The following is a 20,633-nucleotide window of genomic DNA, read 5'->3' as shown; positions in this document are numbered from 1 at the left end:
CCCAGCTACTTGATCCGCTTGACGTTTTCCGGAACGAGCTCACCGCGCATGCGGGCGTCAAGGTAATCGGCGCATTCGGCAAGCAGGGTCTCGCTGTGATCGGAGAAGAAGTGGTTGGCCCCTTCGATCGTCTTCTGCGTGATCAAGATTCCCTTTTGCGTATGCAACTTGTCGACAAGACCCTGCACGTCCTTCGGGGGCGCCACGCGATCTTCGGAACCGTGAATGATCAGGCCGGATGACGGGCAGGGAGCCAGGAAAGAGAAATCGTAGGTGTTGGGCTGTGGCGCGATCGAGATGAAGCCCTCGATCTCCGGCCGACGCATCAGCAGTTGCATGCCGATCCATGCGCCGAATGAATAACCGGCAATCCAGCACGATTTTGAGTCCGGATGAAGTGACTGAACCCAGTCGAGCGCGGCGGCAGCGTCCGACAATTCGCCGGCGCCGTGATCGAATTCGCCCTGGCTGCGCCCGATGCTGCGGAAGTTGAACCGCAACGTTGTGAAACCACGCTTCTGAAACATGTAGAAGAGGTTGTAGACGATCTGGTTGTTCATCGTTCCGCCGAACTGCGGATGCGGATGCAGCACCATGGCAATGGGCGCATTCTTTTCCGTCGAGGGCTGGTATCGGCCTTCGAGTCGTCCGGCGGGGCCGGTAAAGATCACCTCAGGCATGTGTTCTCCGTAATGTCATGACGGTCCTCGCCAGCCGGCGCCTGCGGGACGCGGCGCAGGGTTGCTTGACGGTGGCTGGCGGCATCATTATTAAAAATTAGAATTGTTCCAAACTGAGTGCATCGACTGATGCAAGCGGCTGTCATAAGGGGTTTGGTGCAAAGAATTCAAGGAAATTGATAACTTCCATCGCCATGCCCACGACGCGACCGTCTATCTACCTGGATTACAACGCTTCCGCGCCCCTGTTGCCTGAAGCGCGTGCCGCGATGATGGAGGCTCTGGAGATTGACGCCAACCCGTCTTCCGTGCATCGCGCCGGGCGGGCGGCGAAGGCCGCAATACAGAAGGCGCGACGCAGCGTGGCTACCTTGGCCGGAGCGAAACCGGATCATGTGGTCTTCACGTCAGGCGCCACCGAAGCAGCAGCGACATTGCTGACACCGCACTATTCTTTCGGGCGTTCGCCGCTCACGTTCTCGAAGCTCTATGTCTGCGCGGCCGATCACCCCTGCACACTAGCCGGAGGCCGGTTTGAGGAGGGCGACGTCGTATTCCTGCCGGTGGGTGGGGATGGAATACTCGACTGTGAATTCCTCGAATCGGCCCTCGCCAGCCACGACAAGGGCGCGGGGCTTCCGCTCGTCGCTGTGCATTGGGCCAATAACGAGACGGGAGTGGTCCAGCCCATCGGCAAGATCGCGCACAGGGTCAAAGCGCATGGCGGCGTGCTCGTGGTCGACGCCGTCCAGGCTATCGGACGTATTCCAATTGATATATCAGATGGTTGTGGGGATTTTCTAATCTTGTCGTCGCACAAGATCGGCGGTCCCAAGGGGGCTGGGGCGCTCGTCGCTCACTCGGATCTGATGATGCCGTTGCCGCTTATTTCCGGAGGCGGACAGGAGCGGGGGCATCGCTCCGGAACGGAAGCGGTCGCCAATATCGCCGGGTTTGGCGCGGCGGCGGATGTTGCGGAGCGCGATCTGGAGGCGTTCGCCGAAGTGGCCGGATTGCGGGGCGAGATCGAAACCGCCGTTCGTGAAATTGCGCCGGACGCGGTCATACATGGCGAGAATGTACCGCGGTTACCGAATACGGTATTTTTTACCATTCCGGGCCTGAAGGCGGAGACGGTGCAGATCGCGTTCGATCTTGCAGGTGTTGCGCTCTCCTCAGGATCGGCATGTTCTTCCGGTAAGGTGGGCCGCAGCCATGTTCTCAAGGCAATGGGCCGCGATACCGAAGAAGGTGGTATCCGGGTCTCGATCGGCCCGAGCACGACGACAGCCGAGATAGCCGAATTCAGCGGCAGGTTGCGCGAAATTGCCGCAAGAGCGCGGCCGGATAAAACGCTCGAAAGGGCTTGAGAAACGGGCCCACACAAAACATATGTCAAAAACTCATCTTTTTTCACTTTAGAACTTTTCAAAACTGGCTTATCACCTATTTTCAAAGTGAAGGCCTTGCTGGCGGAAGCCGCAGGCCGGGAATGCAGGAACGGAGACGAGAATGCCCGCTGTACAGGAAACGATTGATCAGGTCCGCAAGATTGACGTCGACCAGTACAAATACGGGTTCGAGACCGTTATCGAGTCCGACAAGGCGCCGAAGGGACTGAGCGAGGATATCATTCGCTTCATTTCCGCCAAGAAGAACGAGCCGGACTGGATGCTGGAATGGCGGCTCGATGCCTACAAACGGTGGCTGGCGATGGAGGAGCCGTCCTGGGCGCGCGTCGAATATCCGAAGATCGACTTCAACGATATCTACTACTATTCCGCTCCGAAGAGCATGTCCGGTCCCAAGACCCTCGATGAGGTCGATCCGGAGCTTCTCAAGACCTACGAGAAACTCGGTATTCCACTCGCTGAACAGGAGATTCTCGCCGGGGTGCAGGAACGCAAGGTCGCTGTCGACGCGGTCTTCGATTCGGTTTCCGTCGTCACCACGTTCAAAGAAGAGCTTTCGAAGGCAGGTGTGATCTTCATGTCGATCTCCGAAGCCATTCGCGAGTATCCGGATCTGGTAAAAAAATATCTCGCGTCGGTGGTGCCGATTTCCGACAATTATTACGCCGCGCTCAACTCTGCCGTCTTTACGGACGGCTCGTTCGTCTACGTTCCCAAGGGCGTGCGCTGCCCGATGGAGCTTTCGACGTATTTCCGCATCAATGAAAAGAATACCGGGCAGTTCGAGCGGACGCTGATCATCGCGGAAGAGGGCGCTTACGTCTCCTATCTCGAGGGGTGTACGGCGCCGCAGCGCGACGAAAACCAGTTGCATGCCGCCGTGGTGGAACTGGTTGCCATGGACGATGCCGAGATCAAGTACTCGACCGTCCAGAACTGGTATCCGGGCGATGCCACCGGCAAGGGCGGGATCTACAATTTCGTCACCAAGCGCGGCGACTGCCGCGGCAAGAACTCCAAGATCTCATGGACGCAGGTCGAAACCGGTTCCGCGATCACGTGGAAGTACCCGTCCTGCATCCTGCGCGGCGACAATTCACGCGGCGAGTTCTACTCGATTGCCGTCTCCAACGGCGCGCAGCAGGTCGATAGCGGCACCAAGATGATCCACCTCGGCAAGAACACGTCTAGCCGGATCATTTCGAAGGGCATCTCGGCCGGCCGGTCGAGCAACACGTATCGCGGGCGTGTCTCGGCGCACCGCAAGGCGGCCAATGCACGAAACTTCACGCAGTGCGACTCGCTTCTGATCGGCAATGACTGCGGCGCACACACGGTGCCGTATATCGAGGCGAACAATGCCACCGCGCAGTTCGAGCACGAGGCGACGACGTCGAAGATTTCCGAGGACCAGCTGTTCTACTGCATGCAGCGCGGCATCCCGGAGGAGGAAGCCATCGCGCTGATCGTGAACGGGTTCGTCAAGGAAGTCATCCAGGAACTGCCGATGGAATTCGCCGTCGAGGCGCAGAAGCTGATCGGCATCAGCCTGGAGGGCTCGGTCGGCTGATGACCACCGGTCCGGTCATAAACCTGGCTGACGTTCCGCTTCAAAAAAACGGGAACGGCGAAGGCTTCGAGGCCGAGATCGGCTCTTTCGGCCGCCTGATTGGCTCGACCGGCATCGGCTGCATGCTGCATGTCGTGCAGCCGGGCAAGAAGGCCTTTCCGCGTCATGCCCACCACCAGATTCACGAACTTTTCGTGATCCTGGAAGGCGAGGGGGTCTACCGCTTCGGCGACGAAGCCCATCCGGTGAAAGCCGGCGACGTTTGCGCGGCGCCGACCGGGGGGCCTGAAACGGCCCACCAGATCGCCAATACGGGCTCGGTGCCGCTTAAATATCTGGGTGTTTCGACGGTGGCGGAGACGGAAGTCGTCGAATATCCGGACTCGGACAAGTTTGCGGTGATGAGCCGCTTCGACTGGGCGACCATGAGCGGGGGTATCCGTTCCATAGGGCGCACCAAGGACAGCCTCGGTTACTACGACGGCGAAGAATAACGAAAAAAGCCGGCAACAGCCGGGAAAGCGAAAGACGGATAACCAACAATGCTTGAGATCAGGAACCTGCACGCACGCATCGCCGAGGACGGAACGGAGATCATTCGCGGACTCGATCTAACGGTCAAGGCCGGCGAAATCGCTGCGATCATGGGCCCGAACGGCTCCGGGAAATCGACCTTGTCCTACATTCTGGCGGGCCGGGAAGACTACGAGGTGACCGAGGGAGATATCATCTACAACGGCGAGAGCGTTCTGGAAATGGATCCGGCCGAGCGCGCCGCGGCCGGTATCTTTCTCGCGTTCCAGTATCCGATGGAAATTCCCGGCGTGGCCACGATGCAGTTCCTCAAGGTCGCGATGAACGAGCAGCGCAAGGCGCGCGGCGAGCCCGAACTGACGACGCCGGATTTCATCCGGCTCGTGAAGGAGGCGGCCGGCAGCCTTGAAATCAGCATGGAAATGCTGAAGCGCCCGTTGAATGTCGGCTTCTCGGGTGGCGAGAAGAAGCGCGCCGAAATCCTGCAGATGAAGCTTCTTGAGCCCAAGCTCTGCGTTCTCGACGAAACCGATTCCGGTCTCGACATCGACGCGCTGAAGATCGTTGCCGATGGTGTGAACGCGCTTCGCTCTCCGGATCGTGCGACGGTGGTCATCACGCACTATCAGCGCCTGCTCGAATATATCGTGCCCGACAGCGTGCACGTCCTGTCGAAGGGCCGGATCGTGAAGTCCGGCGACAAGGCTCTCGCGCTTGAACTGGAAGCGAACGGCTACGCGAACATCATCAGCGAAGCGGCCTGAGGCGACGACAGGAGAAGACGGAATGAACGTCCAACCCAAATTGCCGCTGACAGCGGCGGAAACCGCGCTGGTGGGTCAGTTTGCCGACCAGTCGGGCGCGCTGCCCGGAAACGCGGAAATGGCCGCGCACCGTGAGAAGGCGCTTCAGGCGATATCGGCAAGCGGTCTTCCGACCCGGCGTGTCGAGGCATGGCATTACACTGACCTGCGGCGGTTGCTTGCCGATGTGCCCGAGCGCAAACCCGACGCGAACGTCAGCGAAATCAAGACGCTTACGAAGGGTATTCCCTCATTTGTACTGAAGAACGGCATGATCGCGGATGTCGCCTCGGTGGATGGTGTCTCGGTTACCTCGATGGCCGATGTGCTGCGGGCCGACATATCCGGTGTGAAACCCGCCGATCACGGGGTGCATGACGCTGTCGGGCTGATCAATTCCGCCTTTGTGACGGACGGCTTCGTGATGAAGGTCGATGATGGCTTTGTGGCGGCGTCACCGATTGAATTGCAGTCGCTTCACGATGGTGGCCAGACCCATACGCGCAATGCGGTAACGGTCGGTTCGGATGCGAATGTGACAATCTTCGATCGCCACGCGGGCAGCGACAAGAGCGTACTTGCGTCCTCCGTGACAGATCTCAAGCTGCGCAAGGGCGCAAAGGTGCTGTGGGTCACGGTCCAGGAGCAGGGTGAAGCGGCAACGCATCTGGGGCAGGTGAACCTGACGCTGGAAGACGATGCCGAACTGACCCTCTTCAACATCAATCTGTCCGGCAAGGTCGTGCGCCAGGAAGTCAACGCCGACGTGGTTGGCGAGGGCGCGAAGCTGACATTCAGGTCGGTCAATCTTGTCGGCGACAAGACCCATTGCGACGTGACGCTTTCGCTTGGCCACCTTGTGCCCAACACCTCGTCCACGGAAACCGTGCGCAATGTCGTCACCGGGCAAGGACAAGGCGTGTTTCAGGGGCAGATCCAGGTGGCGCAAATCGCCCAGAAGACCGATGCTCAAATGGCATGCAATACGCTGCTTCTGTCGGATACGGCCGGTTTCGCCACCAAACCCGAACTGGAGATTTTCGCCGATGATGTCGTGTGCGCGCACGGGGCAACGGTCGCGGAGATCGACCACGATCACCTGTTCTACCTCATGGCCCGCGGCATCTCGGAAAAGATGGCGCGCGGATTACTGATCAAAGCCTTTGTCGCCGAGATCATCGAGGAACTGGAAGACGAGGACCTGATTGCCGACCTTGAGGCGCGCCTCGAGAACTGGCTGGAGGCGCACGCCTGATCATGGATGCCAAGACACCGCAATACGACGTTGACGCGATCCGGGCGGATTTTCCGATCCTGTCCCGGGAAGTTTACGGCAAGCCGCTTGTCTATCTGGACAACGGCGCCTCGGCACAAAAGCCGCGTCAGGTGATCGAGGCGGTGAAGCATGCATATGAAAGCGAATACGCCAACGTCCATCGCGGACTGCATTTTCTGTCGAATGCTGCAACCGACGCATATGAGCGCGCGCGCGAGAAGGTGCGCAAGTTCCTGAATGCATCCTCGGTCGACGAGATCGTATTCACGAAGTCGGCGACGGAGGCAATCAACACCGTCGCCTACGGCCATGGCATGCCGTCGATCGGCGAGGGCGACGAGATCGTGCTTTCGATTATGGAGCACCACTCGAACATCGTGCCGTGGCATTTCATCCGCGAGAGACAGGGCGCAAAACTGGTTTGGATCCCTGTCGATGACGAGGGACGTTTCGATATCACGGAATTCGAGGCGCGGCTGACCGACCGCACGAAACTCGTTGCGATCACGCATATGTCGAACGTTCTCGGCACGGTGCTGCCGATCAGGGATATCTGCCGGATAGCCCATGCGCGCGGAATCCCGGTGCTGGTGGATGGCAGCCAGGGCGCGGTGCACATGCCGGTTGACGTGCAGGACCTCGATTGCGACTGGTACGTGTTCACCGGCCACAAGGTATACGGACCTTCGGGGATCGGTGTGCTTTACGGAAAAAAGGAGCGGCTTGAGGCCATGCGCCCGTTTCAGGGTGGCGGAGAGATGATCGAGGAGGTCACCGAAGACGCCGTGACGTATAATCACGCGCCCCACCGCTTCGAGGCGGGTACACCGCCGATCGTGCAGGCAATCGGTTTGGGCTACGCGCTGGACTACATGGAATCAGTCGGCCGCGAAGCGATCGCCGCGCATGAGGCAGGCATCAAGTCTTACGCTCATGAGCAACTCGGCCGCGTCAATTCACTGCGCATCATCGGCGATGCACCGGACAAGGGTTCGATCGTTTCGTTCGAGCTCGAAGGAATACACGCGCATGACGTTTCGATGCTCATCGACAGATCCGGCATCGCGGTTCGCGCTGGCACACATTGCGCGCAACCCCTCTTGAAGCGGTTCGGCGCGACCTCCACATGCCGTGCATCGTTCGGCATGTATAATACGCGGTCAGAAGTAGACGCGCTGGCGGAGGCGCTTGAAAAGGCGCGCTCCTTCTTCGGCTGACAGGAGCAAGCGGCATGGATCAAAACCAGGACACCACGACCGTGGCAAAAGAGACGGAAAACACGTCTCCGGACACGGTCAAGGAATCGGCAATTCCGCGCGACGAGCTTGCCCGGATGACGGATGACATCGTTTTGGCGCTGAAGACGGTATACGATCCCGAAATTCCCGCGGACATCTACGAACTCGGGCTGATCTACAAGGTCGATATCGAGGATGACCGCACAGTGAGGGTTGAGATGACGCTGACCGCGCCCGGTTGTCCGGTGGCCGGCGAGATGCCCGGATGGGTAGAAAATGCCGTCCGGACCGTCGAGGGGGTGATGGATGTGGAGGTCAACATGGTGTTCGACCCGCCCTGGACGCCGGACCGGATGTCGGAAGAAGCGCAGATCGCGGTGGGCTGGTACTGAGGGTCTGCTTGCGGATCGCTCGCACCGCACATAGATTCTTCATGTGAGACACACGACTGGAAGAGCCATGCCTTTCGCCATCATGACCATGACTGACGCTGCGGCAGACCGTATCAAGGAGATTGTCGCGGCACGTGCCGACCAAGGTGCGAAGGGTGTACGCGTGGGCATCAAGAAAGGTGGCTGTGCCGGAATGGAGTATACGGTGGATCTGGTGAGCGACCCTGATCCTAAAGACGACCACATTCAACACGATGATGCGCATCTCTGGATCGATCCCGCTGCGATGCTCTATCTGCTGGGAACCCAGATGGATTTCGAGGTGACGAAACTACGTAACGGCTTCGTTTTCAACAATCCAAACCAGTCTTCCGCCTGTGGCTGTGGCGAATCCGTCGAACTTACCCCAGCTGATCTGCAGGAACTGGCTCAGGCGCGGGGCGTCTAGGGTCAAGACCGCGACGCGACCTCGCAACTAATTGAACGGCAGTGATTGGCCCGCAGGGCGATCTTGGCCGCATAGTGTTTTCCACCCACCGACTGGCGGGTGCGAGGAGAACGCCGATGATCGAATTTCGCCCACACCATGCTCGTGGCCGCGAAAACGCGCCACATCACATGGTCAACCGCAGTTTCGCGGTTGCCATGGCAGTCGCCGTCATTGGAATGTTCAGTGTTTTGTTAATGGCTTGAGCGAAGCGGGCGCGGGCACGTTGCCGTCATTGACCATTCATCATGAATGCGGGGACATCTTCACCGAAACCGACCGGCGCACGGGCATCGTCGCTGCGCCGCTTGCGCGTGTCTTTTGCCTTGGTTTCCCGTCGTTCGGCCCTTCGCTGCTGCGTCGCGGCCTCGTTCCGCTCCGCCTCGACTGCGGGTTTCGTGTCATCCGCGGGCTTCGAAGCGGGGGTGCCGGTAGCCTCGACACGGGGACCGGACTGATTCCGCTTGCCGCTTCGTCCACGTCTTGAACCGCGCTCCGCGCGGTCGCCCTTTCCGTCCGTCTCTCCGTCGGCCCCTTGCTGAGGAATGGGCGACAACCAGTCAATCTTGGTTGAAATCAACTCCTGAATGGCTTCGAGATGCTTCATTTCGGGCTTCGAGACGAGCGTGAATGCGGCACCCGCGCGACCGGCGCGTCCGGTGCGGCCGATGCGGTGGACGTAATCCTCGGCGTGAATCGGAACGTCGAAATTGAATACGTGGCTGACGTCCGGAATATCGAGACCGCGGGCGGCCACGTCGGAAGCCACAAGCAACTGGATCTTATTGTCCTTGAATCCCTGAAGCATCGCCATGCGCGACCGCTGGTCCATGTCGCCATGCAACGCCCCGACCGAGAAGCCGTGACGGTCGAGCGAACGGAACAATTCGGAGACGTCGCGCTTGCGGTTGCAGAAGATGATGCCGTTCTTGAGGTTTCCCTGACCGCGGATGAGATCGCGCAGCGATGCGCGTTTTTCAAAATCTTTTTTCGAGACGCCGAGCAGCTTTTGCTCGACCGTCGTCGCCGTCGACGCGGCCCTGGAAACCTCGACCCGGACGGGCGCCTGAAGAAACTGGTCCGCGAGACGCGTGATCTCCGGCGGCATCGTGGCCGAGAAAAACAGCGTCTGACGCGTGAACGGGATCATCTTGGAGATCCGCTCAATATCCGGAATGAACCCCATGTCGAGCATACGGTCCGCTTCATCGATGACGAGGATATCGACGCCGGTGAGCAACAGTTTGCCGCGTTCGAAGTGATCGAGGAGCCGTCCCGGGGTCGCGATCAGTACGTCGGCGCCGCGTTCGAGCTTGCGCTCCTGGTCCTCGAATGACACGCCGCCGATAAGAAGTGCGACATTAAGCTTGTGATTGACGCCATACTTGTTGAAATTCTCTTCGACCTGCGCCGCCAGTTCGCGCGTCGGCTCAAGTATGAGCGTGCGCGGCATTCTGGCCCGCGCGCGTCCGCGCTCAAGGCGGGTGATCATCGGAAGAACGAAAGAGGCGGTCTTGCCTGTGCCCGTCTGGGCAATGCCGAGCACATCCTTGCCCTCGAGGGCGTGGGGGATTGCTTTTTCCTGAATGGGAGTCGGTTCGGTGTAGCCGGCCGACTCAACGGCCTTCAGGACTTTCTCGGAAAGTCCGAGTTCTGAGAATAATGTCAAAGGATATCCACGCTTCGTCTATCGGCAACGGCTTGCTGCAATGCAGCAGTCAACGTTTTGCGTCACGTAGGCATTTCACCGGTCAAAGTCAACAGAAAGCCCCTTTTTTCCGGCCTTTAGGGCAAATACGGACTAATTCTCAATACCTGAACTGCTCCGCCAGAATCCGGTCGTCCCAGGAGTGGCTGGCGTCAAAGAGAATCGTCGCCGTCGTGTCACGGGCCTCCGCGATGTCGATTCGCCGCACGGACTTGACCTCGGTGTGGTCGGCCACTGCATTGACCGGACGCTTTATCGGCTCTTGCACGGTAAAGCGTACGGAGACCTGGTTGGGGAGGAGGGCGCCGCGCCAGCGGCGCGGCCGAAAGGGACTGACGGGCGTCAGCGCCAGTAAGGGCGCGTCGATGGGGATGATCGGGCCTTGAGCCGACAGGTTGTACGCCGTTGAGCCAGCGGGCGTCGCCAGCATTATGCCGTCGCATATCAGTTCGGATAGCTGCTCCTGGCCGTCGACATGAATGCCGATCTTTGCAGCTTGATAGGACTGGCGAAAGAGCGAAACCTCGTTGATTGCAAGCGCTTCGGTGACCTTTCCGTCCATATTCTCGGCCTTCATGCGCAAGGGCCTGATCGTTTCCGGCACCGCCGCCTCGAGGCGCTCGCGCAACTCCTCCTCACGAAAATCGTTCATCAGAAAGCCGACGGAACCGCGGTTCATGCCGTAGATCCGTTTTCCGGTATTCATGAAGCGGTGGAGTGTCTGCAGCATGAAGCCATCGCCGCCGAGCGCCACAATTGTTTCCGCGTCTTCGACCGCTTCCTGGCCGTAGAGAGCCGCGAGAAGCGCGGCGGACTCCCGCGATCCCGGCGCATCGGATGAAACGAAGGCGATTGACGATGTGGTCATGACGGCCGGCAGGTCTCCGCTTAACATAGCGCATTGGCGCTTAACACAGGGCGGGGAAATAGTCTCTTTACAGCTATCGTGTATATGTTATTGCGCAGAGAATGCCCTTGTAGCTCAGTTGGTAGAGCATCTGATTTGTAATCAGAGGGTCCGCGGTTCGAGTCCGTGCGGGGGCACCAATCATTTCAAGCACTTGCGAGAAGCGGCGCGGAACAGGCCGGGAACGTGGGGCGAATTTGCGCCGCCGCTCAGAGCCGCTCGGGCATCCCAGATGCGGTTTCCCCCCGAGCGCGAGCAGCAACCACGTGGTGAAAATCTGACCGGTATCGGACGGCTGATGGGTTGGCTCCATGGTCGCTGTGAGGGGGAAATGTCGCGGACAGCCAGGTGAACTTCCGGCGGAAAATCGACATAATGAGACTTGCGGTTCGTGAGCAATTGTTTATGCTTCGGTCAAATGCTCAAGGCCAGCATTTGCCACACCAGTGGAGATTACGAACGTTACGCGCGTAAAAATGGGAGGATCCAGATGGCGCATACGAAGAAACTAGCGACCTATTCGCTCAGCCTGTTGGCTGGCGTATCGATGGCATTCGGCGCATCGGCCGAAACGCTAACCATCGCCACGGTCAACAATGGCGACATGATCCGGATGCAGGGTCTGACGGACGACTTCACGTCCAAAAATCCCGGCATCGAGCTTGAATGGGTAACGCTCGAGGAGAATGTCCTCCGTCAGCGCGTTACGCAGGACATCGCAACCAAGGGCGGCCAGTTCGATGTCATGACCATCGGCATGTACGAAACTCCGATCTGGGCCGCGCAGGGTTGGCTCGTGCCCCTGGACGATCTCGGCGATGACTACGATGCTGACGATATCCTGCCGGCGATGCGCTCGGGTCTGTCCCATGACGGCACGCTCTACGCCGCGCCGTTTTACGGTGAATCCTCCATGGTCATGTATCGGACCGACCTGATGGAGAAAGCCGGGCTGGAGATGCCCGAAGCGCCGACCTGGGACTTTATCGCCGAAGCGGCGCGCGCAATGACCGACAAGGAAAACGAGATCTACGGCATCTGTCTGCGAGGAAAGGCCGGATGGGGCGAGAACATGGCGTTCATCACCACCGTCGCGAACTCGTTCGGCGCACGCTGGTTCGATGAAAACTGGAAGCCGCAGCTTGATACCCCCGAGTGGAAGGAAGCGATCACCTTCTACTACGACCTGATGCAGGAAGCCGGCCCTCCCGGCGCATCGACGAACGGCTTCAATGAGAACCTCGCGCTGTTCCAGCAGGGCAAGTGCGGCATGTGGATCGACGCCACGGTTGCGGCCTCCTTCGTGACCAATCCCAACGATTCGACCGTGGCCGACAAGGTCGGATTCGCACTGGCGCCGGATACCGGCAAGGGCAAGCGGGCGAACTGGCTTTGGGCCTGGGCGCTGGCGATCCCGGCAGGTACGGACGCTGAGGAGGCCGCCAAGAAGTTCGTCGCCTGGGCTACGTCGAAGGACTACCTGGAGCTGGTGGCATCCAAGGAAGGTTGGGCCAATGTGCCTCCCGGCAGCCGGACTTCGCTCTACGAAAACCCGGAATACCAGAAGGTTCCGTTCGCGAAGATGACGCTCGAGTCGATCAACGCGGCCGACCCGGGCAGCCCAACCGTGGGTGAAGTGCCCTATGTCGGCATTCAGTATGTCGCAATCCCGGAATGGGCCGGCATCGGCACCGCAGCGGGTCAGGAGTTCTCCGCGATGCTTGCGGGCCAGCAGTCTCCTGACGAAGCACTTGAGAAGGCGCAGGCCCTGGTGACCGACGAGATGGAAGCTGCAGGATACAACTGAGGCATCCTCCCGGCCGGGGGCGGTTCAACTGCCCCCGGCGTTTTGTTCCAAGCACGTTCGAGCGAGAACCGATCCGACAGGCGCTCGCCTGTCTGTGAAGGAGGCGCGTCATGGCCACCCAGCATTCCCGATCCGCCGCACAATTCATGATGATGCCCGCCGTGGTTCTGCTCCTCGGCTGGATGCTCGTGCCGCTGGTGATGACGCTCTACTTCTCGTTCAAGAAATACCTGCCGCTGAGGGGCGGCGATCTGGGTTGGGTCGGATTCGAAAATTACGCACGCTTTCTGTCGTCCAGTACGTTCTGGCCCAGCGTCCAGTCGACCCTCATCATCGTCGGCGGGGTGCTCGTGATCACAATCGTGTTCGGCGTGCTGCTGGCGCTTCTCCTTGACCAGCCGATGTGGGGACAAGGCGTTGTCCGCATTCTTGTGATCGCGCCGTTTTTCGTCATGCCGACCGTATCCGCGCTGGTGTGGAAAAACATGTTCATGGATCCGGTGAACGGCCTGTTGGCGCATTTGTGGAAGTTCTTCGGAGCCCAGCCGGTGGAATGGCTGAGCAACTATTCGCTCTTCTCCATTATCCTCATCGTCTCGTGGCAGTGGCTGCCGTTCGCGACGCTCATCCTCCTGACCGCGATCCAGTCTCTGGACAGCGAACAGCTCGAGGCCGCGGAGATGGATGGCGCGCCGCCGCTGTCGCGCTTCGGTTACATCATTCTCCCGCATCTTTCCCGGGCGATCACGATCGTCCTCCTGATCCAGACGATCTTCCTGCTGTCGATCTTCGCCGAAATTTTCGTCACCACCCAAGGCTCCTTCGGGACCCGGACGCTGACCTACCTCATCTACCAGCGGGTGCTCGAAAGCCAGAATGTCGGGCTCGGGTCGGCTGGCGGCGTCTACGCAATCATCCTTGCCAACATCGTTGCGATCTTCCTGATGCGCATCGTCGGCAAGAATCTGGACGCGTGAGGAGACAAGCCCATGGCCCGCGCAGTCACCAAGCAACGCAAGACCATCAATACCATAGCCGCCTGGGCAGTCGGTCTGCTCATCTTCTTTCCGATCCTCTGGACGATTCTGACCAGTTTCAAGACCGAAGCGCAGGCGATATCGGACCCGCCGGTCTTCCTCTTCTTCGACTGGACGCTCGAGAACTACGGCGTCGTGCAGGAGCGTTCCGACTACATGCGTTTCCTCTGGAATTCGGTAATCATCGCCGGCGGTTCGACGCTGCTCGGAATTATCGTGGCGGTGCCGGCTGCGTGGTCGATGGCGTTCGTGCCGTCCAAGCGCACCAAGGACATCCTGTTGTGGATGCTTTCCACCAAGATGCTGCCGGCCGTTGGCGTGCTCTATCCGATCTACTTGATCTTCATCAGCCTCGGGCTCCTCGACACCCGGATCGGCCTCGTCGTCGTGATGATGCTCATCAACCTGCCGATCATCGTCTGGATGCTCTACACGTATTTCCGGGAGATTCCGGGCGAGATTCTTGAAGCGGCGAGGATGGACGGCGCATCGCTGAAGAACGAGATCCTTTACGTGCTGACGCCGATGGCCGTTCCCGGCATAGCCTCGACGATCCTGCTGAACTTCATTCTGGCTTGGAACGAGGCATTCTGGACACTGAATCTCACGGCAGCCAAGGCCGCCCCGCTGACGGCGTTCATTGCCAGTTACTCGAGCCCCGAGGGACTCTTCTACGCCAAGCTCAGCGCGGCTTCCACAATGGCCATCGCCCCGATCCTGATTCTGGGCTGGTTCAGCCAGAAACAACTCGTCCGCGGCCTGACCTTCGGTGCGGTGAAATAGGGGACTAACGACATGGGAAACATCACCCTCAGCCAGGTCACCAAAACCTTCGGAGATGTCGAGGTCATTCCGCCGCTGGATTTGCAGATCAATGACGGAGAGTTCGTGGTGTTCGTCGGTCCATCCGGCTGTGGCAAGTCCACGCTCCTGCGGCTAATCGCCGGGCTCGAGGACGTCACAAGCGGCAAAATCGAGATCGACGGACAGAACGCTACCGAGCTGCCGCCGGCAAGACGCGGGCTGGCAATGGTGTTCCAGAGCTATGCCCTTTACCCCCACATGACCGTTCGGAAGAACATCGCCTTTCCGCTGAAGATGGCGAAGATGAGCGAGGCCGAAATCAAGAAGAGGGTCGATCACGCCGCGAGCATTCTCAATCTCAGCGACTATATCGACCGGCGGCCCGGCCAGCTTTCGGGCGGTCAGCGTCAGCGCGTAGCCATCGGCCGCGCCATCGTGCGGGAGCCTGCGGCCTTTCTGTTCGACGAGCCTCTGTCGAACCTTGACGCGGCCCTTCGGGTGGGCATGCGGCTGGAAATCTCCGAATTGCACAAACGCCTCGCCACGACGATGGTCTACGTAACGCACGATCAGGTCGAGGCCATGACCATGGCCGACAAGATCGTCGTGCTGCGCGCCGGCAACATTGAGCAGGTGGGTAGCCCGCTCGAGCTTTACCGGACACCGCGCAACAAGTTCGTCGCGGGGTTCATCGGCTCGCCGACCATGAATTTGATCGAGGGGCCCGAGGCGCAAAAGCACGGCGCGCATACGATCGGGATCCGGCCCGAGCATATCGAGGTCTCCGCAAGTGACGGGCCCTGGCAGGGAGTCGTTGGCGTCGCAGAGCACCTCGGTTCGGACACGTTCTTCCACATTCACGACAGCGGTCTTGCCGACCCGATGACGGTTCGCGCCAGCGGGGAGGTCTCTTTCAGGCATGGCGACAGGATCTACATGACGCCGCGCACCGATTTGATCCACAAATTCGACACGCAGGGGCAGAGGATTGCATGACGCGGCTTGACGGAAAGGTCGCGCTGATCACCGGCGCTGCCCGCGGCATCGGCAAAGGTTTTGCGCAGGCCTATGTGGCCGAGGGGGCGACAGTCGCCATCGGGGATATCGACATCAAGGCGGCAGAAGCGGCGGCGGCCGACATTGGTGAGAATGCTTTTGCGGTAAAACTCGATGTTACCCGCCAGGATAGCATCGATGCGGCGGTCGAAGCGGTCGTGACCAAGGCAGGCAAGCTCGACATTCTGGTGAACAATGCCGCCCTGTTCGATGCGGACAACATCGTCGACATTACCCGGGAAAGCTACGACAGGCTCTATTCCGTCAATGTGGCCGGCACACTTTTTACCATGCAGGCCGCGGCGCGTCAGATGATCAAACAGGGCCACGGTGGCAAGATAATCAATATGGCCAGCCAGGCGGGGCGTCGCGGAGAAAGCCTCGTGGCGGTCTATTGCTCCACCAAAGCGGCTGTCATCTCGCTCACCCAATCTGCGGGTCTGAACCTCATTCGGCATGGAATCAACGTCAATGCGATCGCGCCGGGTGTCGTCGATGGCGAGCATTGGGACCATGTCGATTCCATGTTCGCCAAGCTTGAGGGCAAAAAACCTGGACAGAAGAAAGCCGAAGTGGCCGCAGGCGTTCCCGCGGGACGTTTTGCGGTGCCGGCGGACCTTGCGCCGATGGCGGTTTTCCTCGCGTCGTCGGAGGCCGACTACATCCTCTCGCAGACCTATAACGTCGACGGTGGCCAATGGATGAGTTGATGGACCCACGCCTTCCATCGGCTCGTCGATACATGCACGCATGAATTACGCGGGGTTTGCGATGACGACGAAACTGTCCCTCGGCAATCTGGGCGCTATCGCCCCTGCGGTGGCGAAGCCGTCATATGCACGAGGCGACCTCTCGCCCGGAATCGTCCATGTCGGCGTGGGCAACTTTCACCGTGCCCACCAAGCGATCTATCTACACAAGCTTTTCGAAACCGGGCGGGATCTCGACTGGGCGATCATCGGCGCCGGCGTGAAGCATTATGATGCGGCGATGCGCGGCAAGCTCGAGCCGCAGGACTGGCTCACGACGGTTGTCGAACTTGATCCCAAAGGCTTCTCGGCCCGCATCACGGGCGCGATGATCGACTTTGCCGCAGTGGATCCCGCCGCGCTTGTTGAACTGATGGCTCGTCCCGAAATCCGGATTGTCTCTCTGACCGTCACCGAGGGCGGTTACTATATGGACGCGGATACGGGCGGGTTCGACGCAGGGCATCCGGAGATCGCTGCCGATGCGAAGGATCCGGACGAACCGAGGACGGTTTTCGGGATTATCATTGCTGCGCTGATGAAGCGTCGCGTCGCCGGCACCCCGCCATTCACCGTCATGTCGTGCGATAATCTGCCGGAAAACGGGCATGTCGCGCGCAATGCAGTGCTGGGTCTGGCACGGCTTCGAGGTGATGATTCCGCGGCATGGATTTCGGAACATGTCGCATTTCCTTGCGGAATGGTCGACTGCATCACCCCAGCGACCGGGCCCCGGGAAATCGCTATCGTTGCCGAGAAGTTCGGGATCGACGATGCCGCGCCGGTTGTTTGCGAGCCGTTTCGCCAATGGGTGCTGGAGGACAATTTCCCGCAGGGCCGGCCGGCGCTGGAGACGGTGGGCGTCGAGTTTGTCGACGATGTCGCGCCCTATGAACTGATGAAGCTGCGCATTCTCAACGGCGGGCACGCGACAATCGCCTATCCGTCCGGGTTGATGGATATTCACTACGTGCATGAAGCCATGGAGAACCAGCTGGTCACCGGATTTCTGGACAAGTTGCAGCACGACGAGATCATGCCGACCGTCCCTGAAATCCCTGGCGTGAGCCGGGAAGACTACTACCGGATGTGCGTGGAGCGCTTCTCCAATTCTGCCGTCGGCGACACGATTTCCCGGCTCTGCCTCGATGGTTCCAACCGGCAGCCCAAATTCATTCTTCCCACCGTGCGAGCACGGATTTCACAGGGAGTGGCAGTCGACGGGCTGGCGCTGGAATCGGCGTTGTGGTGCCGCTATTGCTACGCGGAAACCGACAGCGGCAAGGCAATCCCCCCCAACGACCCGAACTGGGACCGTCTGACCGCGCAGTCGAAGATGGCGCGAGACAATCCGGCCGCCTGGCTCGCAATGAAGGAGATCTACGGCGACCTCGGGGAAAACGAGGCATTCGCTCAGCGTTTTGAGCACTGGCTCAACGCGCTCTGGCGGGACGGGACGGCCGGAACGCTTAAGAAGTATCTGGCCCGCGGATAGCAGGAGTGCTTGCGAGGAGGCGGCGGCCCGGCAAAGAGATGGGGCTTTTGCCTCCGCTGTATTGCCCACGGGGGCTCACTTCCCTATGAGACGTTTCGACGCCGGTTTTTGCTCCGACCGGCAGACGGACATCCATACGCACCATAAGCGGGTTGGATTTCGGAGCAGAGATGCCCGGTGAGGGGCAAGATTCGAGCTTGGCTATGCAGATTGTTGTGGTTGGAACCGGTTATGTCGGTCTGGTAAGCGGAACCTGTTTTGCCGCGTGCGGGCATACGGTCCGTTGCATCGACATCGATGAGAAGAAGGTCGCGTCCCTGAATTCGGGCCACATTCCGATCTACGAGCCGGGTCTGGCCGAAATGGTGGCCGACGGCGTCGAGGCGGGCAAGCTGTCGTTCGGCACCGATCTAGGATCGTCCATTCCAGATGCCGACTTCGTCTTCATCGCGGTCGGTACGCCGGCCAGAGCGATCGACGGGTATTCCGACCTTACCTACCTGCGGGCCGCGACGGACGAGATTGCACGACACCTGACGGGACGGACGCTGATTGTTGTGAAATCCACCGTGCCGGTCGGCACGTGTGACGAGATCGAAGATCGTATCCGTGCAGTCAAACCGGCGGCGGATTTCGACGTGGCGTTCAATCCCGAGTTCATGCGGGAGGGAACGGCGATCTCCGATTTCCTGAACCCCGACCGTGTGATCCTGGGGGGCGACCGGGAGCATGTACTCGGTCCGCTGCACCAGCTCTATCGGGCAACGGTCCCGCGCGATGTGCCGGTGCAGATGGTCAATCGCCGCACTGCCGAGCTGATCAAATATACAGCGAACGCCTTTCTCGCCATGAAGGTCACGTTCATCAACGAGATCGCGGAGCTTTGCGAGAAACTGGACGCGGATGTGGTCGACGTGGCCAAGGGGATCGGTCTGGACACGCGGATCGGCAACAAGTTTCTCGAGGCCGGCCCGGGCTTCGGCGGATCGTGCTTTCCGAAGGACACCAACGCCCTCGTGAGGCTCGCCCAGGATGCGGAAAGCCCACTTCGGCTTATCGAGACGACGATCGACGTCAACGAGATCCGAAAACGGCAAATGGCCGGCAAGGTCATCGCGATGTGCGGCGGCGACGTGCGCGGCAAGACGATCGGACTGCTCGGACTGACCTTCAAGCCGAACACCGATGACATGCGGGAGTCGCCCGCACTTCCGATCGCGCTGGCGCTGATGGATGCGGGCGCTTCGGTCAGGGCGCATGATCCCGAGGGTGTCCGGGAAGCTCAACGGCTCATGCCTGACGTGGAATTCGCCGACGATCCTTATGCGCTCGCGCATGGTTGCGACGCGGTCGTGCTGGTTACGCACTGGCAGTCGTTCAAGGACATCGACCTGGGACGCCTGGGGGCGCTGATGGCGGAGAAGGTCCTGCTCGACCTTCGCGGCGTTTTTGCTCCCGAGGATCTGGCCGAGGCAGGTTTCGCGAGTTACAGCGTGGGCCGTCCCGCAACTTCGCAGCGCCGCGCGCCGGCAGGCGCTGAAGCGGAACCTCCAGCGGATATTGTCACGCCGTTGACGAAGCGCATCAAGCGCAGCGCCTAAGTAGATTTTGCGGGAACGTCACATGGCCGGCCCAACCGGGACCAGATTTCTATTGACTGGCGTTGCCGGCTTTATCGGCATGCATGTGGCGCGCTCGCTCATCGCAGAGGGGCATGAAGTCCACGGGGTCGATAGCGTCAATGACTATTACGACCCCGAACTGAAGCGAGCGCGACTCGCGGAGATTGCCAATCTACCCCGTTATTCATTCATCGAGACGGACCTGAGCGACAAGGCCAAGACCGCGGAGTTGTTCGAGACCGTTAGGCCCGCGCGGGTGGTGCATCTCGCCGCCCAGGCGGGCGTACGCTATTCGCTGGAAAATCCGCATGCCTATGCCGACAGCAACGTGCTGGGCTTCCTAAATATTCTGGAGGGATGCAGGACCTCTGCCGTCGAGCACCTCGTCTATGCCAGTTCAAGTTCCGTCTACGGAGACCGCAATACGGTTCCATACAGCACGGAAGATCGTGCCGACCATCCCGTCAGCCTTTATGCGGCAACCAAACGGGCGAACGAGTTGATGGCGTATTCCTACAGCCACCTTTTCCGTTTTCCGACGACCGGGCTGCGTTTCTTCACCGTGTATGGGCCGTGGGGCCGGCCGGACATGGCGGTCTATCTCTTCACCAAGGCGATTTTCGAGGGAAAGCCGGTCAAGCTCTTCAACAATGGTGACACGTGGCGGGACTACACCTTCATCGACGACATCGTCGAGGGTGTGAAGAGGGTCGCGTTATCTGATCCGAAATTCGACCGATCCGATGATGGTCATGTCCCTGCGAAGGTCTACAATATCGGCAATAGCAATCCGGAGAAGCTTCTCGATCTGGTCGGTACGCTAGAGGAGGTCATCGGGAAGAAGGCCGTAAGGGAGATGCATCCGGCGCAGCCCGGCGACGTGTACCGGACGTTTGCCGATATTTCGGACCTGCAGCGCGATTTCGGATTTGCCCCATCGACGAGCTTGCGCGAGGGCCTCGAGCGCTTTGTCGCCTGGTACCGAAAATATCACGGGATCGTCTGAGACGGCTCGTAAGCCGTCGATTTGCGATCGTCGGGCCGGTCAATTCGCTC

The 20,633-nt window shown here is 59.9% G+C and carries 20 protein-coding genes and 1 tRNA gene; 18 read left to right on the top strand and 3 right to left on the bottom strand.

Annotated elements, in window-relative coordinates; all coding sequences use genetic code 11:
- Positions 1-5: 5 nt before the first annotated feature.
- Positions 6-680 carry an alpha/beta hydrolase gene (locus LC298_RS13545; RefSeq protein ID WP_131570589.1) on the bottom strand — a complete coding sequence of 225 codons (675 nt, stop codon included), beginning with the start codon at positions 678-680 and terminating at the stop codon, positions 6-8.
- 194 nt (positions 681-874) lie between these two features.
- On the opposite strand from LC298_RS13545, the gene LC298_RS13540 reads away from it, so the two are divergent.
- The 9 genes from LC298_RS13540 (at position 875) to LC298_RS18040 (ending at position 8,598) form a co-directional block, all read left to right on the top strand.
- Positions 875-2,050, top strand: a complete 1,176-nt coding sequence (locus LC298_RS13540; protein WP_131570591.1) for a cysteine desulfurase family protein — start codon at positions 875-877, stop codon at positions 2,048-2,050.
- Positions 2,051-2,192: 142 nt separating this feature from the next.
- Complete coding sequence (gene sufB, locus LC298_RS13535; protein WP_131570593.1) at positions 2,193-3,662, top strand: Fe-S cluster assembly protein SufB; 1,470 nt, start codon at positions 2,193-2,195, stop codon at positions 3,660-3,662.
- Positions 3,662-4,156 carry a cupin domain-containing protein gene (locus LC298_RS13530; RefSeq protein ID WP_131570595.1) on the top strand — a complete coding sequence of 165 codons (495 nt, stop codon included), beginning with the start codon at positions 3,662-3,664 and terminating at the stop codon, positions 4,154-4,156. Before sufB ends, LC298_RS13530 begins: the two co-directional genes overlap by 1 nt.
- 48 nt (positions 4,157-4,204) lie before the next feature.
- Positions 4,205-4,960, top strand: coding sequence for a Fe-S cluster assembly ATPase SufC (gene sufC, locus LC298_RS13525; protein WP_131570597.1), 756 nt, complete (start codon positions 4,205-4,207; stop codon positions 4,958-4,960).
- Positions 4,961-4,982: 22 nt separating this feature from the next.
- A complete protein-coding gene (gene sufD, locus LC298_RS13520) occupies positions 4,983-6,254 on the top strand; it encodes a Fe-S cluster assembly protein SufD (RefSeq protein ID WP_131570599.1) in 1,272 nt (423 codons plus the stop codon).
- A 2-nt stretch (positions 6,255-6,256) separates the two neighbouring features.
- On the top strand, positions 6,257-7,492 hold the full coding sequence (locus LC298_RS13515; protein WP_131570601.1) for a cysteine desulfurase: 1,236 nt from the start codon (positions 6,257-6,259) through the stop codon (positions 7,490-7,492).
- Positions 7,493-7,506: 14 nt separating this feature from the next.
- On the top strand, positions 7,507-7,905 hold the full coding sequence (locus tag LC298_RS13510; protein ID WP_131570603.1) for an SUF system Fe-S cluster assembly protein: 399 nt from the start codon (positions 7,507-7,509) through the stop codon (positions 7,903-7,905).
- A gap of 67 nt (positions 7,906-7,972) precedes the next feature.
- The gene (gene sufA / locus LC298_RS13505) at positions 7,973-8,353 is read left to right on the top strand and encodes a Fe-S cluster assembly scaffold SufA (RefSeq protein WP_131570605.1); all 381 of its coding nucleotides are present in this window, start codon (positions 7,973-7,975) and stop codon (positions 8,351-8,353) included.
- 116 nt (positions 8,354-8,469) lie between these two features.
- Positions 8,470-8,598: a hypothetical protein gene (locus LC298_RS18040; RefSeq protein WP_263289200.1), complete on the top strand. Its 129-nt coding sequence runs from the start codon at positions 8,470-8,472 to the stop codon at positions 8,596-8,598.
- Positions 8,599-8,624: 26 nt separating this feature from the next.
- Here the strand turns inward: LC298_RS18040 and LC298_RS13500 are convergent, their stop codons facing one another.
- Together LC298_RS13500 and LC298_RS13495 are read right to left on the bottom strand one after the other, a co-directional pair.
- Positions 8,625-10,061: a DEAD/DEAH box helicase gene (locus tag LC298_RS13500; RefSeq protein ID WP_131570607.1), complete on the bottom strand. Its 1,437-nt coding sequence runs from the start codon at positions 10,059-10,061 to the stop codon at positions 8,625-8,627.
- A 139-nt stretch (positions 10,062-10,200) separates the two neighbouring features.
- Positions 10,201-10,968: an NAD kinase gene (locus tag LC298_RS13495; protein ID WP_199223327.1), complete on the bottom strand. Its 768-nt coding sequence runs from the start codon at positions 10,966-10,968 to the stop codon at positions 10,201-10,203.
- A 103-nt stretch (positions 10,969-11,071) separates the two neighbouring features.
- On the opposite strand from LC298_RS13495, the gene LC298_RS13490 reads away from it, so the two are divergent.
- From LC298_RS13490 to LC298_RS13450, 9 genes are all read left to right on the top strand, one after another.
- A tRNA-Thr gene (locus tag LC298_RS13490) sits at positions 11,072-11,147 on the top strand.
- Between the two features lie 407 nt (positions 11,148-11,554).
- Complete coding sequence (locus LC298_RS13485; RefSeq protein ID WP_223385683.1) at positions 11,555-12,814, top strand: ABC transporter substrate-binding protein; 1,260 nt, start codon at positions 11,555-11,557, stop codon at positions 12,812-12,814.
- A gap of 110 nt (positions 12,815-12,924) precedes the next feature.
- Complete coding sequence (locus LC298_RS13480; protein ID WP_131570613.1) at positions 12,925-13,791, top strand: carbohydrate ABC transporter permease; 867 nt, start codon at positions 12,925-12,927, stop codon at positions 13,789-13,791.
- Between the two features lie 12 nt (positions 13,792-13,803).
- Complete coding sequence (locus LC298_RS13475) at positions 13,804-14,634, top strand: carbohydrate ABC transporter permease (RefSeq protein ID WP_131570615.1); 831 nt, start codon at positions 13,804-13,806, stop codon at positions 14,632-14,634.
- A gap of 12 nt (positions 14,635-14,646) precedes the next feature.
- Positions 14,647-15,651 carry an ABC transporter ATP-binding protein gene (locus LC298_RS13470; protein ID WP_131570617.1) on the top strand — a complete coding sequence of 335 codons (1,005 nt, stop codon included), beginning with the start codon at positions 14,647-14,649 and terminating at the stop codon, positions 15,649-15,651.
- Positions 15,648-16,421, top strand: coding sequence for an L-iditol 2-dehydrogenase (locus LC298_RS13465; RefSeq protein WP_131570619.1), 774 nt, complete (start codon positions 15,648-15,650; stop codon positions 16,419-16,421). Before LC298_RS13470 ends, LC298_RS13465 begins: the two co-directional genes overlap by 4 nt.
- A 61-nt stretch (positions 16,422-16,482) precedes the next feature.
- Positions 16,483-17,955, top strand: a complete 1,473-nt coding sequence (locus LC298_RS13460) for a mannitol dehydrogenase family protein (protein WP_131570621.1) — start codon at positions 16,483-16,485, stop codon at positions 17,953-17,955.
- Between the two features lie 203 nt (positions 17,956-18,158).
- On the top strand, positions 18,159-19,556 hold the full coding sequence (locus LC298_RS13455) for a UDP-glucose dehydrogenase family protein (protein ID WP_131570691.1): 1,398 nt from the start codon (positions 18,159-18,161) through the stop codon (positions 19,554-19,556).
- Positions 19,557-19,578: 22 nt separating this feature from the next.
- Positions 19,579-20,583 (top strand): NAD-dependent epimerase/dehydratase family protein, encoded by a 1,005-nt coding sequence (locus tag LC298_RS13450; protein ID WP_131570623.1) that lies wholly within the window; start codon positions 19,579-19,581, stop codon positions 20,581-20,583.
- Positions 20,584-20,633 lie beyond the last annotated feature (50 nt).

It is taken from the genome of Oricola cellulosilytica, from assembly GCF_019966575.1.
In the GTDB taxonomy this organism is placed as follows: Bacteria; Pseudomonadota; Alphaproteobacteria; order Rhizobiales; family Rhizobiaceae; genus Oricola; species Oricola cellulosilytica.
Note: the sequence above shows the minus strand (reverse complement) of the source record. Positions and strands in the feature narration are given on the sequence as shown.

What these genes read in the sequence shown, in the direction of transcription:
- LC298_RS13510 (WP_131570603.1), top strand. Translation starts at nt 7,507, where the DNA reads ATGGATCAAAACCAGGACACCACGACCGTGGCAAAAGAGACGGAAAAC.
- LC298_RS13495 (WP_199223327.1), bottom strand. Translation starts at nt 10,968, where the DNA reads ATGACCACATCGTCAATCGCCTTCGTTTCATCCGATGCGCCGGGATCG.
- LC298_RS13460 (WP_131570621.1), top strand. Translation starts at nt 16,483, where the DNA reads ATGACGACGAAACTGTCCCTCGGCAATCTGGGCGCTATCGCCCCTGCG.
- sufC (WP_131570597.1), top strand. Translation starts at nt 4,205, where the DNA reads ATGCTTGAGATCAGGAACCTGCACGCACGCATCGCCGAGGACGGAACG.
- LC298_RS13480 (WP_131570613.1), top strand. Translation starts at nt 12,925, where the DNA reads ATGGCCACCCAGCATTCCCGATCCGCCGCACAATTCATGATGATGCCC.
- sufD (WP_131570599.1), top strand. Translation starts at nt 4,983, where the DNA reads ATGAACGTCCAACCCAAATTGCCGCTGACAGCGGCGGAAACCGCGCTG.
- sufB (WP_131570593.1), top strand. Translation starts at nt 2,193, where the DNA reads ATGCCCGCTGTACAGGAAACGATTGATCAGGTCCGCAAGATTGACGTC.
- LC298_RS13455 (WP_131570691.1), top strand. Translation starts at nt 18,159, where the DNA reads ATGCAGATTGTTGTGGTTGGAACCGGTTATGTCGGTCTGGTAAGCGGA.
- LC298_RS13515 (WP_131570601.1), top strand. Translation starts at nt 6,257, where the DNA reads ATGGATGCCAAGACACCGCAATACGACGTTGACGCGATCCGGGCGGAT.
- LC298_RS13470 (WP_131570617.1), top strand. Translation starts at nt 14,647, where the DNA reads ATGGGAAACATCACCCTCAGCCAGGTCACCAAAACCTTCGGAGATGTC.
- LC298_RS13545 (WP_131570589.1), bottom strand. Translation starts at nt 680, where the DNA reads ATGCCTGAGGTGATCTTTACCGGCCCCGCCGGACGACTCGAAGGCCGA.
- sufA (WP_131570605.1), top strand. Translation starts at nt 7,973, where the DNA reads ATGCCTTTCGCCATCATGACCATGACTGACGCTGCGGCAGACCGTATC.
- LC298_RS13465 (WP_131570619.1), top strand. Translation starts at nt 15,648, where the DNA reads ATGACGCGGCTTGACGGAAAGGTCGCGCTGATCACCGGCGCTGCCCGC.
- LC298_RS18040 (WP_263289200.1), top strand. Translation starts at nt 8,470, where the DNA reads ATGATCGAATTTCGCCCACACCATGCTCGTGGCCGCGAAAACGCGCCA.
- LC298_RS13485 (WP_223385683.1), top strand. Translation starts at nt 11,555, where the DNA reads ATGGCATTCGGCGCATCGGCCGAAACGCTAACCATCGCCACGGTCAAC.
- LC298_RS13540 (WP_131570591.1), top strand. Translation starts at nt 875, where the DNA reads ATGCCCACGACGCGACCGTCTATCTACCTGGATTACAACGCTTCCGCG.
- LC298_RS13450 (WP_131570623.1), top strand. Translation starts at nt 19,579, where the DNA reads ATGGCCGGCCCAACCGGGACCAGATTTCTATTGACTGGCGTTGCCGGC.
- LC298_RS13475 (WP_131570615.1), top strand. Translation starts at nt 13,804, where the DNA reads ATGGCCCGCGCAGTCACCAAGCAACGCAAGACCATCAATACCATAGCC.
- LC298_RS13530 (WP_131570595.1), top strand. Translation starts at nt 3,662, where the DNA reads ATGACCACCGGTCCGGTCATAAACCTGGCTGACGTTCCGCTTCAAAAA.